Raw genomic sequence first — 17,212 nt, forward strand, 5'->3', positions numbered from 1 at the left:
GAACAGCCCTTAGTAAAAAGCCGTAACCTCTACGTATCATTCAAAGAGTGATAGGCAAGTATGCGGTGTTCCTAGAAGCCCGGGAATTTATTCCCGGAGTAGTTCACAAAGGAAATCCAGCCGCTATTTGTATTTTAGATGAATGGATTGATGACGAATTAATGCAGAACATCACCAATGAAAATAAATTATCCGAAACAGCTTTCGCAGTCAAGACGGGTGCTGCTTATCACCTCCGTTGGTTTACACCAGGTGGAGAAATTGACTTATGTGGTCATGCGACCTTAGCGACGGCTTTCGTCTTGCACCGATTTTATGAACCAGAAGCCACGAGTTTTAAATTCGATACCCTTAGTGGCCAGTTAACCGTTACTATGGATGATGGTCGTTTTATCATGAACTTTCCTTCATACGATTTAACACCAGTAGAAGTGACTGATGCAATGATTTCAGCGATTGGTGTCACCCCCGTTGAAGCCTATATGGGCCGGGATTTAGTTTGTATCTTGGAAAATGAAAACCAGGTCATCAATCTCAAACCTGACTTAGCCAAAATCAAACAGTTGAATGGCGAATTATTACATGTCACTGCACAAGGTACGCAGTACGATACCATTTCTCGTTCTTTTGCACCAAAGTTAGCGGTGGATGAAGACCCAGTTTGTGGAAGTGGCCACTGTCATATCATTCCATTGTGGGCGCACAAATTAAAACAAGCCAAATTCACTGCCTACCAAGCTTCAGCAAGATCTGGCGTATTATATTGTGAATACTTGGGTGACCGCACAACATTAGCTGGCGATGCAGCTTTATACTCAATTGCCGATTTACAAGTTTAAAACTCAAAATTTAAATTAAAATTCGATTAGAATTGTGTTATTATCGTAACTATCGACATTCATTATTGAGGAGATCACATATGAATTCTGACATAACCTTCCAAGCAGGTGTCAAAGATGTTATTCCCACTTTGCTTGGATACATAGGAGTTGGTGTGGCATACGGGGTTGTTGCCCAAACATCTAACTTCAGTTTATTAACCGTAGCGTTACTTTGTTTGATTGTGTATGCTGGATCCGCTCAGTTCGCCATTACCACCATGATTGTCAGCGGCAGTCCCATTCCAGCCATCATCATGTCAGCTTTTCTAATCAATTCGCGCATGATTTTGATGAGTACGTCCATGGCTCAATATTTTAAAAATGAATCGTTAAAAGCCAACATTGCGATTGGCTCGCTGTTGACTGACGAAACCTTTGCGCTCGGGATGAATAAAGCTGCCGTCACGCATGGCAAACTTAATTCAAAATGGTTTAATACCACAAACGTGATTGCTTATTCTGTCTGGTGCCTATCATGTTTAGTTGGTGCCTTGGCCGGAAAATTAATTTCTGACCCAAAAACTTTAGGCCTTGATTTTGCAATTGTTGCCATGTTTATTGGCTTACTCTACTTGCAAATGATTAGTGATCGACGCCGCAAGCTATCGGTGCAATTCTCAGTCGTGCTGGTCGTCATCATTTCATTTATTATTTATGGACGCTTTTTGAATACTGAAATTGCATTACTATTATCAGCACTGACAGCGTGCTTTGCGGGGATGGTGATTGAAAATGGAGATTAATACTTATACTTTTTTGACCATTTTAGGCTGTGGCATCGTCACCTGGTTATCTCGAGTTGTACCATTCATTCTCGTCAAAAACTTTACGATTCCTAAACCAGTGATTAGATTTCTGTCATTTGTACCAGTGGCCATTATGGCCGCACTCTTTATTGAAAACGTACTAGTCTTTAAGCCTGGACAATGGGCAACAATTCAATGGCCACAAATGTTAGCCTCAATTCCAACTTTTGCGGCGGCCATCATTTCTAAAAGTTTGATGATAATTTGTGTCGTGGGAATTGTATCAATGGCGTTGGTCAGATTTTTTCATCTTGGTATGTAATAGGTGCTTGTGCGGATCAATAACTGATTTGAATTAAACTGTCGATGTCCATTGAACTAACGCAAAAACCACGTATTTCAAATGGCACTAGTCAGCTTTTTCCATCTTGGTATGTAAAATATTTTTCATTTAAATATGTAAGCAAGAATTAGCAAATGCTGATTCTTGCTTTTTGTCTAAAAAGTGCCTTGTACTAATCATGAAAGCGTTTTATACTTCAAGTGTAGACATAATTTATTCAAAGGGGAAATTATTATGAGTAAAGTTTTCTTATCAGCAAAATTACCAGCAATTACCGTTTCAAAATTACAAGACGCCAACATTGACGTTTCAGTTTATTCTGGTGACTCATTGATCTCACATGACGAATTATTATCGTCCGTCACCGACGCTGATTTTTTAATTACCGCCCTATCAACGAAGGTTGACAAAGAAATTATTGATGCTGCTCCGAAACTGAAAATTATTGCTAATTTCGGTGCCGGATTTAACAACATCGATACTGCATATGCCAAAGAAAAAGGCATCTTCGTCACCAATACTCCATTGGTTTCAACGAATTCCGTAGCCGAAGTGACAATTGGATTACTACTTGCCTTAAGCCATCGAATCGTTGAAGGTGATGCCCAAATGAGAACCACTGGCTTCCCTGGTTGGTCACCTCTCTACTTCTTAGGCCGTGAAATTGCCGGTCAAACATTAGGGATTGTTGGCTTAGGTAGCATTGGTCGTGAAGTTGCGAAGAAAGCCCGTGCGATGTCGATGGATGTGCAATACTGGCAACCACATCAATTGTCAGATCCTGAAGAACGTGCACTTGGTGTTAAATATGTCTCATTTAATGAACTAATCAATACCAGTGATTTCATCAGTATCAACGCTCCACAAACCAAAGATAATCTCCATCAATTTGATGCTTCCGTCTTTAAAGAGATGAAATCGACTGCTGCCATCGTCAACGTAGGTCGTGGGCCTATCATTGACGAAGCTGCAATTGTCACAGCCTTAAAGACCGGTGAAATTGCTGGCGCTGCTTTAGATGTTTATGAACATGAACCTCAAATCGCCGACGGTTTAGCAGCGTTGAAGAATGTGATTATCACACCACATATTGGTAATGCAACCGTTGAAGCTCGTGATGCAATGGGTACCATCGTTGCTGACAATGTTGTGAGTGTTTCAAAAGATGCCGCACCAAAATATATTGTAAATAAATAATTAGCTACGCTAAAGGGGATGCAAAATAAACTTTGCATCCCCTTTTTTTGCACTATTTTATTGATAAACTAAATCTGCGAATTTTTGTCCTTTATATTGTTTAGCTAAGGCTTCTGTCTTAAAGTAGACTGCGTCAGTCCAATATCCAGCTCCACTAGCACTAACTAAAACAGCTTGGCCGTCCTCAGTATGTCCGGCATAGGATTGGCCGTCACCAGCAGTTTGTTGCCAGCCACGAATATTAAAGAAATGTAGTCCGTGCGCTGGTTCATTCACGTCCAACGCACGACCCCAATCTTCATGTTGAACTTGAAAAGAGGCATCGTTAGGATTGCGGTAAAAATAGGTTGTATTTGCTTGGCCGCTAAAGCTAGTTTGCATAGAATACTGATCAATTGAGATAGTATCAATTTGGGTACCATCATAATTATATCCATACCAAGTACCCCGGATTTCTTCAGGTGAAGCGACTTTTTCGTTACCCTCCGCATCCACGACCGGTTCTTCGCTTGAACTTGACGATGAAGTATTCGAGCTGCTATTTTTAGTGACCTTTTTTGACGAGTTCGTTGAACTATCGGCACTCTTTTTATCACTAGTTGAACTGGTACAACCGGTTAATACTCCAACGCTTAATACAATGACCAATAAGCCAATTATCCTGCTTTTCATGATTTATCCTCCCGAATAAAGCAATTATACTAATCATGTATAATATCGCTCATATCGGTTGGTAAAGCAACTTTAAAGACTTTTTGTTCGTGCGTAAATGGATCCGTAAAGCTCAAAGATTGGGCATGCAAGGCTTGTCGTTGAATCAAAGTTTGTGGGCCACCATACAATTCGTCACCCAATAACGGATGACCTAAATGGGTAAAATGCACCCTAATTTGATGAGTTCGACCGGTATGTAATTGAACTTCCACCTCTGTCCAATCTTCACCGGTAGATTTAACCCAATACTCTGTTTGCGCTGTTTTTCCATCTGGTCGTACAACTCGTCTTGGAGAATCTTCCACCTTACCAATTGGATGATCAATCACGTCATGGTCTAGTTCCAAATGGTCACTCACAATGGCGGTATATCGTTTATCTAGTTCGTGATTTTCAACTTGATGTGAAATCATACTTTGTGAGACGCGATTTTTAGCGACCAACACAATCCCCGAAGTAAATCGATCTAAACGGATAATTAAACTGGGACGTAAATCAGTGGCTCCCGATTGAATTAAATAGCCTTTCACACGATTTAACAAGGTATCCGTTGAATTAGTCGGACCCGGGATTGAACTCAATCCAGCTGGTTTATTAACGACTAACCAATTTTGATCTTCATAAACAATCTCGATTGGTTCATCACTAACCTTGACCTCAGGATCTTCCGGAATAGGATTAGTCACCAACGTTACTACTTCACCTGGTTCAATGATGGTTGTAATTGGTTCAACTTTGGCATTCATTCTAAACACACCATCGCCATATTTAATATCCGCTAGTAACCGATGACCTAACCCGACTTGAGACATAAACTTTTTGATGGTGATTGGTTTGTCACCTTCATATTTCCATTGATATTCTGCCATAATTTCTCTTTTCTATCGTGTGCGATTGTTTTCAAAATTTGCTATACTCTAAGTATACATAAGGAGGCTGCACATATGAATAATATTTATGATTTTTCAGAAACTGAAATTAGTGGCAAACCCATCAATTTTAGCGATTTTAAAAACAAGGTTGTTTTAGTGGTAAACACCGCCAGTAAATGTGGACTTGCACCTCAACTGAAAGAACTTGAAGAATTACACCAAAAGTACCAAGCACAAGGACTAGTTGTCATCGGTACTCCCTCCAATCAATTTCATCAAGAACTCAAAACTGATGCCGATGCGAATGAATACTGTCAAATTCATTTTGGCGTAACTTTTCCAATTACGCAACGAGTCGTGTTGAATGGAGATGACGAAGATCAGCTATATACCTATTTAAAGGCTGAATCTGGTCATGGTCGGATTAAATGGAACTTTACCAAGTTTTTGATTGGTCCAGATGGGAATTTAATTCATCGCTACGCACCAACTACTACTCCATTGAAAATGGAAGCTGATATTCAACAAGCAATATCTGAAATTCAATAAGAAAAGGAGATTCCGTCAGGAGTCTCCTTTTACTTTGCTGGTTGATAAGTTAAATATTCATCTAAAAAGGCATCAACATGTTGTTTATATTCTTCTGGATTAATCCAAAAACTTTCTGCATGTGTCGCGTTGGGTACTAACCATTTTTCTTTAGGTGCAGATGTGGCTGCAAAGTTTTCGTTTAACATTTCAGCGGGCACATAAACATCTTTTTCACCATGAATAAAGAAAATTGGTCGGGTGTTCTTCTTTAATTGATCGACTGAAGAGACACTCTTCAAGTCAAACCCTTGGCGACGATGATTAATCAAATTAACCGCTGGTACAAATGGATATTTAGGTAAATGGAAAGTCCGTTTCAATAAATAACTGAGTTCATCCCCAATGTTGGAATAGCCACAATCGGCAATAATAGCTCGAACTTGTTCAGGTAATGTTTCCCCACTGACCATTTCCACCGTGGCACCACCCATCGAAACTCCAAATAAAACAATGCGTGAATTTCGACCATTCTTTTCAATAATTTTATCAATCCAATTTAAATAATCTAAGCGATCTAACCAACCGAAAGTAATGTATTTACCGGCTGAGCTCCCATGAGCCCGATTGTCAGGTAACAATACGTTATAACCTAATTCATGAAACATCCGGGCATAACTGGACATCGTTTCACCGTTACCTTTATAGCCATGAGCGATAATGACCGTATCAGTTGTCCTAACTTCTGCTGGCACATAAGTCGAAGTCAGGCGTTTACTTTTATTATTCGCATTTAAAAGCCATTGCTCGGTATCAGGTTGATCATGTAACCAATCAACGCCATCAAAATAACTTTCGGCGTACTGTTGCTTGTCTGCAGAAGTTGCAGGTACTTTATCTACCCGATCAAATACAAACGAAAACAACTTTTCCGAGACCGTCGCAACTCCGGCAGCAAGAATCACTGGCGCTGCAATTTTTGTCAAATTTGTCTTTTTCCCCATAATAATTCTCCTAGCCATAAAACGTTGTACATTAAAATTTATGTATCCCAATATTCTAGCACAAAAAGTTTTAAAAGTACTTAAGAATGGTTTAGGAAGACCCAGAAAAAGTTCCCCAACGATAGCTGATGTGTCTATCATTAGGAAACTTTTACATAGTCATTATTCTTCTAAACCGGCTTGTTTCAAAGCATTCTTAACACCAGTTTCGTCTTCAGAGTCAACGTGTAGTTCAATTGCTTTCGCATCGCCTTGTTTAACAACGAATAAGCTTAAAATATTATATTTATGGCTGGCTAAAGCTTCTGATACCTTAGCTAAAAAACCAATTTCTTGCGCTGGCACATGGACAGTCACACTAGTACCACCATTACCATAAGCAGCAACGTTTAAGAAAGCATCAAAGATATCATTGTTGGTAATAATACCAGTCAAATGACCATCATCAACCACTGGCAATACGCCAATATTGTTTTTACACATTTGATAAATGGCTTCTTCCAATACAGATGAAGACTTGATTGTCCGCACATCTTTTTCCATGATTTCATCAACGGTCGTTTTATTCAGTAAATAGTTCACTTCATAAACTGATAAGCTGGTTGCTTCTGAAGGTAATGCACGTTGGATAATCCCTTCAGTCACTAATCCGACCAATTTCCCATTATCAACGACTGGTAATCGATGAATATCATGTTTTTTCATTAAATCAACTGCATCATTAATTCGAGTTTCTGGTCGAATTGTCACTAAATCCGTGGTCATAAAATCTGCTACACTCATGATTGTTATCCTCCTAGATATGCTTTTTGAACATCTTCATTTGCCAATAATTCTTCACCAGTTCCAGTCATTAAAATATTACCAGTGGCTAGCACATACCCGCGGTCAGCAATTGAAAGTGCTTTTGATGCATTTTGTTCGATTAATAACACTGTGGTGCCTTGTTTCTGGATTTCTTTGATAATATCAAAGATTTCATTAATGAAAATGGGAGCGAGACCCATCGATGGTTCATCCAGCAAAATTAGCTTAGGTTTCGCCATTAAAGCACGACCCATGGCCAACATTTGTTGTTCACCACCGGAAAGTGTCGCGGCATCTTGATTTTTACGTTCAGATAACACCGGAAAGCGTGAGAAAACTGCATCATAATCGTTTTTCAAGGCGGCCTTATCTTTGCGTAAAAATGCACCCATTTGCAAGTTTTCCATCACGGTTAGGCCAGGAAAAATATGCCGGCCTTCTGGTACTTGCGAAATTCCGCCTAACACAATTTTCTCTGATTTTTCTGATTGAATTTCACGGTCTTCATAGTAAATTTTACCACCGGCTGGTTTTAAAATTCCTGAAATAGTCTTCAAAATAGTCGTTTTACCGGCTCCGTTGGCTCCAATCAATGAAACAATTTCGCCTTCATTAACTTCAAAATTAACACCCTTGACGGCTTGAATGACACCGTAGTTGACGGATAGATCTTCAACTTTTAATAATGACATTAGTCGTCACCTCCTAGATAAGCTTGAATTACTCGTTTATTTTGTTGGATTTCAGCAGGTGTCCCTTCGGCGATGAGTTTACCGTATTCCAAAACGTAAATCCGTTGGGCGATGTCCATCACTAATGACATATCATGTTCAATTAAGAGCACGGTGATATGAAAATCATTTTGAATTTGACGAATTAGTCGGGTCAAGTCAGCTGTTTCTTCTGGATTCATCCCGGCAGCGGGTTCATCCAAGAATAGAATCTTCGGCTTAGTTGCGAGTGCGCGCACAATTTCCAAACGACGCTGTGCACCATATGGCAAATTACTTGCCAAAACGTCAAGTTGATCTTCCATGCCAAAAATTTTCAACAGGTCGACTGCTTGCTGTTTCAGCGCTTCTTCTTTTCGATAAAACGATGGTAACCGGAAAATACTTTCCAAAAAGCCTTCTTTATTTTTCGCGGTCATCGCGATTAACACGTTATCCAAAACCGTCAATTCTTTAAACAGACGAATATTTTGAAAGGTCCGTGCCAACCCCGCTTGCGCCACTTTATACGGTTTAACTTTATTCAAAGTTTGTAAACCATTATCCGTTTGAAGGGCAATTACCCCTTCTGTTGGAGTGATCACACCGGTCAGCAAATTAAAGAGGGTCGTTTTCCCTGCCCCATTTGGGCCAATTAATGCCACCAACTCATTTTCTTCCAAATGCATCGTGACATCTGAAACGGCCGTCAAACCACCAAAAGTTTTCGTAACTTCTTTTACATCTAATAAACTCATCTTAGGCATCCCCCTTTTGCTTAGAATGTCCAAACTTGTTAAAAATTTTACGAATTGATAATTCACGAGTGCCCAACAAGCCAGATGGTTTAAAGACCATCAACAAGATGAGTGCTAGTGAGTAAATCACCATCCGTAATGTCCCAAAGTTTTGGAGTACTAAATCCAGCACACCCAAGACAGCAGCTGCCACGAAGGTCCCTGTAATTGAGCCAATTCCACCAAGCACCACGATAATCAGAATATTGATTGAATTCATGATTCCGAAATCTGTTGGGGCAATTGTTTGAATGTAATTGGCATGCAAAGCACCACCAATGGCAGCAGTAGCAGCTCCCACAACGAAGGCGATAACTTTCCATTTGGTCGTATTAACTCCCATAGATTCAGAAGCAATTTCATTTTCACGAACTGACATAATTGCGCGACCATCACGACTATGAATCAAATTAACAATCAACAACGTGGTTAAACAAACCATTATGTAGACTACTGGCCATGTTGCAAGCAATGGAATGTTGTATAGTCCAGCAGGACCATTAGTAATTTTCAAGTTATTCAAAATAATTCGGATAATTTCAGCCACACCCATTGTGGCGATTGCCAAATAATCTCCATCCAAACGCAACGTTGGAATCCCAACGATCAAGGCAACCAAAGCCGAAACTGCAGCTCCGGCAATCATTCCAATCACCATCCCCATTGGTGTTGCAATTGAGGTGGTAATCAAGGCACAGACATATGCTCCAATGGCCATAAACCCAGCATGACCAAGTGAGAATTGGCCTGAAAAGCCAATAATCAAATTCAAACCAGTCGCCAGGATAATATTAATTCCGATGGTAACTAAAGTTTGTTCACCTAACGCATCAATAATACCGCCAAATTCCAATACATTAATGAGAACGAAGCCAACAACCATGAGCACAAGCCAGGTCAAATTGTATTTGAGATTTTTTTTCATGTTTGTCACCTACACTTTCTCTTTAATTTTCTTACCTAGAATCCCAGCAGGTTTGATCAACAAAATAATAATCAGTACGGCATAAACGGCCGCATCTTTGAAGGCTGAAAAGCCCAACGCCTGCATAATTGTTTCGAGTAAGCCAATAACGAAGCCACCAATCGCAGCCCCAGGGATTAAACCAATTCCACCAAGTACGGCAGCAACGAAGGCTTTAATACCTGGTGTCATCCCCATCAACGGATCGATAGAGTTATAGTAAAGTCCAATCATAACTCCGGCAGCCCCAGCCAAGGCTGAGCCAAGTGCGAAAGTAAATGAAATCGTATGATCAATGTTAATTCCAATCAACTGTGCAGCTTCTGGATCCACTGACACAGCGCGCATTGCCTTACCCATTTTAGTTTTACGAACAATTAATTGTAGTAAGACCATCAAAACAATTGAGACCACCAAAATTAATAGTTGGATATTCGAAATACTAACGCCACCTAAATGGTAACGAACTACGTGCATGACTTGTGGGAAACTCCGGACATTTGACGTAAACAAATATGCCATCCCATTTTCAAGTAAAAATGAAACCCCAATCGCTGTAATCAAAGCAGCAATTCTAGGTGAATTACGTAGTGGGCGGTATGCTAACCATTCCACCAAAACACCAAACAGACCACAGAAAATCATGGCTGAAATCAGCGCTAACCAAAAATTAAAGTGAAGTTGATTAATTACATAGTATCCCCAAAAGGCGCCAACCATGTAGATATCACCGTGCGCAAAGTTAATCAATTTAATGATTCCATAAACCATTGTGTAACCCAAAGCTAGCAAGGCATAAATGCTACCTAGCGAAAGCCCATTTACTAGTTGTTGAAGAATTGTATCCACGATTGTCACTTCCTATCTTGTTTAAAAAAAGTGCGGTTCAGAATTACTATTTTGCATTTGCGAACGTCCAAATTACTTTGGAAAATCATTCATTCACCCGTTCATCCAAAATACCATCCCTACCGCACTTCATTTCATTACGATGTCCAGTCAACTATATCTAAAATCGACATATTGGTGACTTTTAAAACTTTGTCAATTAGAACTTTATGTTACATTCTCATATTACTTAACTGCTGTGGCGCTAACTTCTTTACCATTATCAACTTTGGTGATGATAACTTGTTTTTGTGGGTTATGGTTCTTATCCATGGTGATTGTACCAGTGACACCCTTGAAGTTCTTAATCTTAGCTAATCCATCAGCAATCTTAGTTGAGTCAGCAGATTTTTCAGATTCAATTGCATCCTTGATCATGTATGTTGCATCGTATGCCAAGGCATCAAATGTACCAGCATCTTCGTTGTACTTAGCCTTGAATGCCTTCATGTAGTTAGTTGCTTTAGCATCGGTGTTAGCCAATGTATCAAAGTGGGTCGTGTAGTAAACATTGGTGGTATTGTTTGTACCAGCAATCTTAGCAAGTTTAGGATCGGCAAATCCGTCAGCACCCAAGATTGGAGTTGAAATACCCATTTCACGAGCTTGTTTGATAATCAAACCGGCTTCTGAATAGTAACCAGGAACGAAGATGGCATCGAAGCCTTTATTCTTCATCTTAGTCAACAAAGTATTAAAGTCTTTGTCACCAGATTGGTAATATTCTGTGGTAACCACTTTACCTTTGTATTCAGCCTTAAATGCTTTCGTTAATCCTTGAGCATAATCTGTTGATTTATCAGCTAAAATGGCAACTTTCTTAGCATTCAAAGTATTGTATGCATATTTAGCTAAAGCCTTACCTTGATAACTATCTTCAAAACATGAACGGAAGACATAAGGTTGTACCTTACCACTCTTTTGAAGTGTCAATGAATCTTGTGTCCCACCGGGTGTAATGAATGGCACTTTGGCTTTAGTATAGTTAGGAATAGCAGCTAAACCAGCACCGGAAGTAATTGGTCCGACGACTGCATTAACCTTACTCTTAGTGGTTAAATCAGTTGCAACAGAAGAAACGGTTGAGTTATCAGATTTGTTATCCTTTTGAATCAACTTAATCTTCAATTTCTTACTACCAACTTTAACTCCACCGTCTTTGTTAATTTGTTCAACGGCTAACTTAGTCCCACGTTCCATGGCTTGGCCATATTGTGCGGCGGCTCCAGAAAGTTCAAAGTTACCACCCAGTTTGATAGTATTACCAGTTTGTTTATTACCACTACTACCGGCGCTACTACTACATCCAGCTAAAACTAACGTACTTGCAAGCGCAATCGTCCCTAACGCTGCAAAAAATTTTTTTCTATGCATAACAATCTACCTCTCCACATGTAAAATTAAAAAAAGTTGAAATGTTCTAATCTAATTTTAATAATTTACCACACTTATACCAAGGCCGTCAAACAAAATTCACAGAATATTGGTGATTTTACACAATAAATATTCATTTATGAGAAAAGTTCTCATAAGGTGTATTAATGTATTTTTGAAAGGGTTTTATCTATACTGTGAGTAAATAAAGAAATGAGGCGATTTGTATGGAAATAAAATTCACTGAAGATGCTCTTAACAAGATTAAGCCTAAATTAGATGATCACACGGTTATGCTATTAAGTTATGCTGATGGTGTTGGTCCATACTCACATCACGGACTCGTCGCTTTGCAAATTGAATTTGATTTTATTTTAATTACTGACAAAATGGATAAGAAAGATTATGACGGCCAATATGATTCAGAGCCTGGCCCTATTTACTACAAGAGCTACTCAAAGGAATTTTTGAGTGACAACTTGAAGATTGCTTTCCAAAGTAACTTCAACGTGCTAACTCTCTCTGATGATAGTGAAACGATTGAAGATAATCTACAATTACAAGATTTACGTGAATATTATAGTAGAAAAGTTTTTTTAGTAAGTTGATTGATGATAGTGCGGTCTATCATCAATCAGCTTTTTTACTTCAAAATTTCTCTAAACTAACCGTATTTACAATTGATGCAAATACTAGTAAACTCAATGTTATTAATGCTTACGAAAGTGTGATTACAATCAAACGATACATAGCAGTTTTCTTATTCGGTATCATCGGTGGTGGTGCGCGTTATTTGATGGAATTATTGATTGTCGCCCCCAATGGATTTCCATTCAGTACTCTCTTAATTAACATCATTGGATGCTTCTTTTTTTCGATTATGGTCGATTACATTCCTAAGCGCTTCGCACTCAGTTCAACGGTTGCCACTGGGTTAAGTGCCGGATTAATCGGATCATTTACCACCTTCTCCACATTTAACTTAGACGCAATTAAATTGGTTGTTCACCATCAATTGGCGTTTTTTGCAATTTACTTATTTTGTACTATTTTTGGTAGTCTCCTAATGAATTTGACTGGGCGCAAGGTAAGCCGACGCTTATTACAAAAACTGGAGGTCTTCTAATGTTAATTATTTACGTAGGTATGGCCTCAGGTGTCGGTGCGTGTCTCCGGCTCGTTTGCATGGATGTATTTAGTCACAGTTCATTTTTTAGTAAACTATATTTCCCTGTCGTGACCTTTTTAATCAATATTGTCGGATCATTACTGATGGGCTTTATTTTTTATTATCTACCCGATACAACGACTAATACGCTGATCTCAGTTGGTGTAATCGGTGGATTCACCACCCTTTCAACTTTTAATGATGAAATGATTCTACTTTGGAAATATCACAAATTAACTTGTTTACTATATGGATTTCTAACCTACTTAGTCGGTTTAATTGTCGTATTAGTTATGGTGAGGTAATAATTCAACTTTAGATTGTATAAGCAGCCAGCTTTTCAGCTGAGTAATCATGTTCAAGCCATCAAACTATTCCGGTTAACTCAATGATTTATTTTTCCAAGTCCGAAAATTAAATCATTATGTTAATCCTCATACTTTACCGAGGGCTTTCACACACTTTATGAAACGCGCTCCACATCTCAACTGACTATTGTATAAGCAACCAGCCCGGCTTGATAGCAAACCACTATCAAGCCGGGCTGGTTACTTATACCACGTCAGCTAACCGTGATGTGTCGCGCTCTGTTCTTTAATTATTTAACTTTATAAGCCTTTGTAACTTTGCCACCTTGAATTTCTTCAATTGAGATGGTCTTTTGTGGATTATGTTTCTTATCAATAGAGATTGTTCCACTTACACCCTTAAAGTTCTTAATTTTAGCAAGTCCTTTAGCAATCTTAACTGAGTTTGCTGAACCTTGTTGTTCAATAGCTTTCTTAACCATGTAAACTGTGTCATAACCAAGTGCTGAGAACGTTGGAGCTTCTTCGTTGTACTTAGCTTGATAGTTCTTCATAAAGTTTGAGGCTTTCTTGTCGCTAGCAGCGGCAATCTTAGAAAATGGAGTTGTGTAGTAAACGTTGTTAGCATTTTCTTTACCAGCTATTTGGATCAACTTAGGATCGGCCATACCATCAGTACCAACGATTGGTTGGTTAATCCCCATTTGACGGGCTTGTTTAACAATCAATCCAACTTCTGAATAATATCCTGGAATGTAAATTGCATCAAAATCTTTTGATTTAAGAGCAGTCAATGTAGCATTGAAGTCCTTATCACCAGCAGTGTAGTATTCAGTTTGAACAATCTTACCCCTGAAGTCTTTCTTAAATTCTTTTGTCAAACCAGTTGCATAATCGGTTGATTTGTCAGCAATAATGGCTACTTTCTTTGCTTTCAAAGTGTTGTTCGTAAAGTTGGCAACAACTTTACCTTGGAAGTTGTTTTGATATTCAGTTCGGAAAACATAAGGTTGAACTGAACCATCTTTTTGCAATGTATATTTATAATCTGAAGCAGAAGGGCTAATGGCTGCTACTTTAGCTTTGGTAATATTTGGAATAGCAGCAGTTCCGGCATTAGTAGTTGCGGGTCCAATTACTGCAACGACCTTGTCATTATTAACCAATTTTGAAGCAACTGATGCTGAGTCGGTGGTACTAGTTTTGTTATCACGATAAATCATTTGAACTTTCTTCTTTGTCTTACCAACCTTGATACCACCAGCTTTATTAATTTCTTGGGCGGCCAATTCAATTCCTTGTTTTTCAGCTTGACCATAAGCTCCTGCGGCACCAGAAAGTTCCATATTGACACCAATCTTAATTGTCTTACCTGCATCGTTACCTTCGTTTTTGGCTGATGAACATCCTGCCAATGTTGTACTTACCATCGCAATGGCACTAAAAATCGTAACTGCCTTCATAAACTTTTTCATAATCTTCCACTCCTATGTGTATGTATTCAAATGCACGTTATGTTTAAGTATCTTGTTTGGAAATTGTTATATGTTTTACCCGAAATTTGACCTCGATCCACCTTTCATTGCGTAAAAAAACCTCATTGAAATTTCAATGAGGTTGATTGATTGCGTGTTATCACCCTCATTATTAAACGGAAATAAGGGCTTAACTATATTGAATACTTCTCAATACGTCAGGTCCTAGTTGCTTAATAATAAGGCTAAATTTTGTAGGGAGCTTGTATGTGTGTTTGTGTGCATTTGTTTATTCATAATATGTGTGCTCCCTTTCAAAGTTTAAGTGTTGAAATTAGGATACATAATATTCTAAAGTAAGTCAACAGTTTTTCTAATATTATTTTAATCTTCTTTTCATTTTGCTATTTTTCCACAGCCTTGAAATTGCTCTAAGTTCTTTGTTACCAAGGGATAACTTCAAGCCAAAATATTCGAACAAATTTTAGATTAAAATAGTTTTTTTGACTAACTTAATTTAATTAATCATCCCTAACAAAAAAATTAAGCACAGTTCATAGTGCGAACCATACTCGATTTCATCTTTATCCGTATTTGACTAATCATGCTCATCCAATCTTAAATCGGCTTTTCACCACCATTCACTCCGTTTAACTAAAAAATTAAGCACAGTTCATAGTGCGAACCATACTTAATTTTTCTGTTAATACTCATGAATGCCCGTGGTGAAAAGCACTCTATTAATTTAATTTGTAGCTCTTATATACTTATCACCCATATGCTTTTCAGCATAAGTCATAGCGAGTGACATTACACCGGTCAAGATGAAGTAGATTACGGCGGCAACAATCAGTGGTGGTACGAAATCGTACAAGGTTCCACCAACACCAAGTGCTTGTGCGGTAACTTCTTGAACCCCAATATAGAATAATACTGAAGATTCCTTAATCAAGGTAATAAATTCGTTTCCTAAAGCTGGTAAAAGGTTACGGATTGCTTGAGGTAAGACAATTGAAAACATCGTCTGACGACTGCTCATTCCAAGTGACATTCCGGCTTCAGTTTGCCCACGATTAATTGAAATGATTCCTGAACGGAAAATTTCAGATACGTATGCACCAGAATTAATTCCTAATGCAATTGAACCAGGGATGACACGATCAAGACCCGATCCCAAGAATTCAACTTGTGGGATTGGTAGTGCCTTCGAAAGTATATAATAAATCAGCATAACTTGAATCATTGAAGGGGTTCCACGTACGATTGCGACATAAATCTTCGCAATCCATTGGAAGATTTTGACTTTTGACAATCGCATCAACACAATCAACAACCCCAAGGCGATACCAATCAAAACCCCGATAATTGAAATAATAATTGTTAATGCTGTTCCATCTAAGAACAATGGATAGTAATGTCCTAAAAAGCTAAACATCTAATTCCCCCTACTAGTTAATTTTATTTACCATACTTGGCTTGTAAATCTTGAGCTTTAGCTAAGAATGTATCCATCTTGCCGTTGCTCTTAAGTTCTTTGATTGTTTTGTTAACTTGTTTCAATAGTTTCTTGTCATCTTTACGAACGGCAACATTAATATGTTGTTGTGACTTAGGAGTATCTAATTTAACACCCTTAGCGATGGCATATTTCTCTGGATATTGTTTAACATAATTGTCAGCAATTTCGTTTTCAAGAACCACACCAGCCAACTTACCTTGAGTTAATTCAGTGGTTAAGCTGTTAGCATTAGCTTCTGTAACTGTCGTGGCAACTTTAATTTGTTTCTTAGCGATTGATTCTTGAGTAGTGGTTTGTTGTGCTCCAACTTGAAGTCCCTTTAAAGCAGAAACTGAACCAAATTTGTTTTCGTCAGCTTTATTAACTAACAACACATTTTCAACCTTGTAATAACTGTCAGAGAAAGCGACTTGTTTCTTACGTTCATCGGTTGAAACCATTCCGGCAAGGACAATATCAACTTTCTTATTCTTCAACTCAGTGATCAATGATGGGAATTCAGTGTTGGTAATCTTCAACTTAACGCCCATATCTTTGGCGATTTGTTGAGCGATGAAAACATCGTAACCAGTGATAGTCTTCTTACCATCTTTCACGATTGGAAATTCGAACGGTGCATAGTCAGCTGATGTCCCCATCACTAACGTACCCTTGTCCTTAATAGATTTAACACTATTATCTGATGAACTGCTACAACCTGCTAATCCAATTGTCAGTAATGCCAGGCCTGCAACGACTAATAAACTCTTTTTCAAATGTTTCATATACCGTTCCTCCTAAGTAAATATCCAATAATACGGTTATTTATGAATAAAACCGAATGTTTTTTTATAATGTAATTATGATATGACATCTTCAAACAAAAATCAAGTAAAAAGTGAATATTTATTACAAAAAATCCGTTTATTTGCATTTTA

The 17,212-nt window shown here is 38.4% G+C and carries 20 protein-coding genes; 8 read left to right on the top strand and 12 right to left on the bottom strand.

Annotated elements, in window-relative coordinates:
- Positions 1–50 precede the first annotated feature (50 nt).
- The 4 genes from FFM59_RS04245 to FFM59_RS04260 all read left to right on the top strand — a co-directional run bounded on the left by FFM59_RS04245 (position 51) and on the right by FFM59_RS04260 (position 3,167).
- Positions 51–839 carry a PhzF family phenazine biosynthesis protein gene (locus FFM59_RS04245; RefSeq protein WP_225420290.1) on the top strand — a complete coding sequence of 263 codons (789 nt, stop codon included), beginning with the start codon at positions 51–53 and terminating at the stop codon, positions 837–839.
- Positions 840–919: 80 nt separating this feature from the next.
- A complete protein-coding gene (locus FFM59_RS04250) occupies positions 920–1,624 on the top strand; it encodes an AzlC family ABC transporter permease (RefSeq protein WP_137601806.1) in 705 nt (234 codons plus the stop codon).
- Positions 1,614–1,949, top strand: coding sequence for an AzlD domain-containing protein (locus FFM59_RS04255; protein ID WP_137601834.1), 336 nt, complete (start codon positions 1,614–1,616; stop codon positions 1,947–1,949). The genes FFM59_RS04250 and FFM59_RS04255 overlap by 11 nt, the downstream gene beginning before the upstream one ends.
- Before the next feature lie 255 nt (positions 1,950–2,204).
- On the top strand, positions 2,205–3,167 hold the full coding sequence (locus FFM59_RS04260) for a 2-hydroxyacid dehydrogenase family protein (RefSeq protein WP_137601807.1): 963 nt from the start codon (positions 2,205–2,207) through the stop codon (positions 3,165–3,167).
- 57 nt (positions 3,168–3,224) lie between these two features.
- On the opposite strand, the gene FFM59_RS04265 is transcribed toward FFM59_RS04260, so the two are convergent.
- Positions 3,225–3,839 carry a hypothetical protein gene (locus FFM59_RS04265; protein ID WP_137601808.1) on the bottom strand — a complete coding sequence of 205 codons (615 nt, stop codon included), beginning with the start codon at positions 3,837–3,839 and terminating at the stop codon, positions 3,225–3,227.
- 29 nt (positions 3,840–3,868) lie between these two features.
- Positions 3,869–4,750, bottom strand: coding sequence for an RluA family pseudouridine synthase (locus FFM59_RS04270; protein ID WP_137601809.1), 882 nt, complete (start codon positions 4,748–4,750; stop codon positions 3,869–3,871).
- Positions 4,751–4,825: 75 nt separating this feature from the next.
- On the opposite strand from FFM59_RS04270, the gene FFM59_RS04275 reads away from it, so the two are divergent.
- A complete protein-coding gene (locus FFM59_RS04275; protein ID WP_137601810.1) occupies positions 4,826–5,302 on the top strand; it encodes a glutathione peroxidase in 477 nt (158 codons plus the stop codon).
- A 29-nt stretch (positions 5,303–5,331) separates the two neighbouring features.
- Here the strand turns inward: FFM59_RS04275 and FFM59_RS04280 are convergent, their stop codons facing one another.
- The 7 genes from FFM59_RS04280 to FFM59_RS04310 form a co-directional block, all read right to left on the bottom strand.
- Positions 5,332–6,285 carry an alpha/beta hydrolase gene (locus FFM59_RS04280; RefSeq protein ID WP_137601811.1) on the bottom strand — a complete coding sequence of 318 codons (954 nt, stop codon included), beginning with the start codon at positions 6,283–6,285 and terminating at the stop codon, positions 5,332–5,334.
- A gap of 162 nt (positions 6,286–6,447) precedes the next feature.
- Positions 6,448–7,068, bottom strand: a complete 621-nt coding sequence (locus FFM59_RS04285; RefSeq protein ID WP_137601812.1) for a CBS domain-containing protein — start codon at positions 7,066–7,068, stop codon at positions 6,448–6,450.
- Positions 7,069–7,073: 5 nt separating this feature from the next.
- Positions 7,074–7,784 (bottom strand): ABC transporter ATP-binding protein, encoded by a 711-nt coding sequence (locus FFM59_RS04290; RefSeq protein WP_137601813.1) that lies wholly within the window; start codon positions 7,782–7,784, stop codon positions 7,074–7,076.
- Positions 7,784–8,560: an ABC transporter ATP-binding protein gene (locus FFM59_RS04295; protein WP_137601814.1), complete on the bottom strand. Its 777-nt coding sequence runs from the start codon at positions 8,558–8,560 to the stop codon at positions 7,784–7,786. Before FFM59_RS04295 ends, FFM59_RS04290 begins: the two co-directional genes overlap by 1 nt.
- 1 nt (position 8,561) lies before the next feature.
- Positions 8,562–9,524 carry a branched-chain amino acid ABC transporter permease gene (locus FFM59_RS04300; RefSeq protein WP_170175928.1) on the bottom strand — a complete coding sequence of 321 codons (963 nt, stop codon included), beginning with the start codon at positions 9,522–9,524 and terminating at the stop codon, positions 8,562–8,564.
- A 9-nt stretch (positions 9,525–9,533) separates the two neighbouring features.
- Positions 9,534–10,403 carry a branched-chain amino acid ABC transporter permease gene (locus tag FFM59_RS04305; RefSeq protein WP_170175929.1) on the bottom strand — a complete coding sequence of 290 codons (870 nt, stop codon included), beginning with the start codon at positions 10,401–10,403 and terminating at the stop codon, positions 9,534–9,536.
- A 234-nt stretch (positions 10,404–10,637) separates the two neighbouring features.
- Positions 10,638–11,825 (bottom strand): ABC transporter substrate-binding protein, encoded by a 1,188-nt coding sequence (locus FFM59_RS04310; protein ID WP_137601817.1) that lies wholly within the window; start codon positions 11,823–11,825, stop codon positions 10,638–10,640.
- 227 nt (positions 11,826–12,052) lie between these two features.
- On the opposite strand from FFM59_RS04310, the gene FFM59_RS04315 reads away from it, so the two are divergent.
- From FFM59_RS04315 to FFM59_RS04325, 3 genes are read left to right on the top strand one after another with little or no spacing between them, the layout of a single operon-like run.
- Positions 12,053–12,433, top strand: a complete 381-nt coding sequence (locus FFM59_RS04315) for an iron-sulfur cluster biosynthesis family protein (protein ID WP_137601818.1) — start codon at positions 12,053–12,055, stop codon at positions 12,431–12,433.
- Entirely contained in the window at positions 12,430–12,951 is a 522-nt protein-coding gene (locus tag FFM59_RS04320; RefSeq protein ID WP_137601819.1) for a fluoride efflux transporter FluC, read from the top strand. Before FFM59_RS04315 ends, FFM59_RS04320 begins: the two co-directional genes overlap by 4 nt.
- Positions 12,951–13,298, top strand: a complete 348-nt coding sequence (locus FFM59_RS04325; RefSeq protein WP_137601820.1) for a fluoride efflux transporter FluC — start codon at positions 12,951–12,953, stop codon at positions 13,296–13,298. Before FFM59_RS04320 ends, FFM59_RS04325 begins: the two co-directional genes overlap by 1 nt.
- Positions 13,299–13,591: 293 nt before the next feature.
- On the opposite strand, the gene FFM59_RS04330 is transcribed toward FFM59_RS04325, so the two are convergent.
- From FFM59_RS04330 to FFM59_RS04340, 3 genes are all read right to left on the bottom strand, one after another.
- Positions 13,592–14,779, bottom strand: a complete 1,188-nt coding sequence (locus FFM59_RS04330) for an ABC transporter substrate-binding protein (protein ID WP_371858076.1) — start codon at positions 14,777–14,779, stop codon at positions 13,592–13,594.
- 742 nt (positions 14,780–15,521) lie between these two features.
- On the bottom strand, positions 15,522–16,211 hold the full coding sequence (locus FFM59_RS04335; protein ID WP_137601822.1) for an amino acid ABC transporter permease: 690 nt from the start codon (positions 16,209–16,211) through the stop codon (positions 15,522–15,524).
- 23 nt (positions 16,212–16,234) lie between these two features.
- Positions 16,235–17,059 (bottom strand): transporter substrate-binding domain-containing protein, encoded by an 825-nt coding sequence (locus FFM59_RS04340; protein WP_137601823.1) that lies wholly within the window; start codon positions 17,057–17,059, stop codon positions 16,235–16,237.
- Positions 17,060–17,212 lie beyond the last annotated feature (153 nt).

It is taken from the genome of Paucilactobacillus nenjiangensis (assembly GCF_005405445.1).
Classification (GTDB): Bacteria; Bacillota; Bacilli; order Lactobacillales; family Lactobacillaceae; genus Paucilactobacillus; species Paucilactobacillus nenjiangensis.

Bases quoted from the DNA above. Each gene is read 5' to 3' on its own strand.
- FFM59_RS04340 (WP_137601823.1), bottom strand. From the start codon at position 17,059: ATGAAACATTTGAAAAAGAGTTTATTAGTCGTTGCAGGCCTGGCATTA.
- FFM59_RS04290 (WP_137601813.1), bottom strand. From the start codon at position 7,784: ATGTCATTATTAAAAGTTGAAGATCTATCCGTCAACTACGGTGTCATT.
- FFM59_RS04295 (WP_137601814.1), bottom strand. From the start codon at position 8,560: ATGAGTTTATTAGATGTAAAAGAAGTTACGAAAACTTTTGGTGGTTTG.
- FFM59_RS04260 (WP_137601807.1), top strand. From the start codon at position 2,205: ATGAGTAAAGTTTTCTTATCAGCAAAATTACCAGCAATTACCGTTTCA.
- FFM59_RS04250 (WP_137601806.1), top strand. From the start codon at position 920: ATGAATTCTGACATAACCTTCCAAGCAGGTGTCAAAGATGTTATTCCC.
- FFM59_RS04280 (WP_137601811.1), bottom strand. From the start codon at position 6,285: ATGGGGAAAAAGACAAATTTGACAAAAATTGCAGCGCCAGTGATTCTT.
- FFM59_RS04315 (WP_137601818.1), top strand. From the start codon at position 12,053: ATGGAAATAAAATTCACTGAAGATGCTCTTAACAAGATTAAGCCTAAA.
- FFM59_RS04275 (WP_137601810.1), top strand. From the start codon at position 4,826: ATGAATAATATTTATGATTTTTCAGAAACTGAAATTAGTGGCAAACCC.
- FFM59_RS04300 (WP_170175928.1), bottom strand. From the start codon at position 9,524: ATGAAAAAAAATCTCAAATACAATTTGACCTGGCTTGTGCTCATGGTT.
- FFM59_RS04270 (WP_137601809.1), bottom strand. From the start codon at position 4,750: ATGGCAGAATATCAATGGAAATATGAAGGTGACAAACCAATCACCATC.
- FFM59_RS04265 (WP_137601808.1), bottom strand. From the start codon at position 3,839: ATGAAAAGCAGGATAATTGGCTTATTGGTCATTGTATTAAGCGTTGGA.
- FFM59_RS04285 (WP_137601812.1), bottom strand. From the start codon at position 7,068: ATGAGTGTAGCAGATTTTATGACCACGGATTTAGTGACAATTCGACCA.
- FFM59_RS04325 (WP_137601820.1), top strand. From the start codon at position 12,951: ATGTTAATTATTTACGTAGGTATGGCCTCAGGTGTCGGTGCGTGTCTC.
- FFM59_RS04335 (WP_137601822.1), bottom strand. From the start codon at position 16,211: ATGTTTAGCTTTTTAGGACATTACTATCCATTGTTCTTAGATGGAACA.
- FFM59_RS04255 (WP_137601834.1), top strand. From the start codon at position 1,614: ATGGAGATTAATACTTATACTTTTTTGACCATTTTAGGCTGTGGCATC.
- FFM59_RS04310 (WP_137601817.1), bottom strand. From the start codon at position 11,825: ATGCATAGAAAAAAATTTTTTGCAGCGTTAGGGACGATTGCGCTTGCA.